This is a genomic window from Pelorhabdus rhamnosifermentans (genome assembly GCF_018835585.1).
GTDB lineage: Bacteria > Bacillota > Negativicutes > UMGS1260 > UMGS1260 > Pelorhabdus > Pelorhabdus rhamnosifermentans.
Window position 1 is genome coordinate 1 of the sequence record NZ_JAHGVE010000144.1, and the last position, 271, is coordinate 271.

At 37.3% G+C, this 271-nt stretch carries 1 protein-coding gene; it reads left to right on the forward strand.

From position 1 onward, the window contains the following. Window positions 1–76 precede the first annotated feature (76 nt). On the forward strand, window positions 77–271 hold a 195-nt coding region (locus Ga0466249_RS26125), incomplete at its 3' end, for a hypothetical protein (RefSeq protein ID WP_215832407.1).

Here is a 271-nt window from a genome sequence, read left to right on the forward strand (position 1 = left end):
GTTTATCCTAGTCAATAAAAACTATTTTCCTCTAGTGGATGATATTGTAATAGGTTAAACGAAAGGGGAAGCTGCTTTGGGCGAAGGTTTTTGGGATTCAGTAGGCAACTTTTTGCACATATCCTACACGGAAAATGAACGAAAACGCGATGAGTATAAAAATTTATACGACTATTTATCTGATAAAGAAAGCGATGTCAAGACGAAATTAGCAGAAATTGATGCAAGTTTGAAGGCTTACCACAGCAATCTCCCGGACTTGAAAATCCCT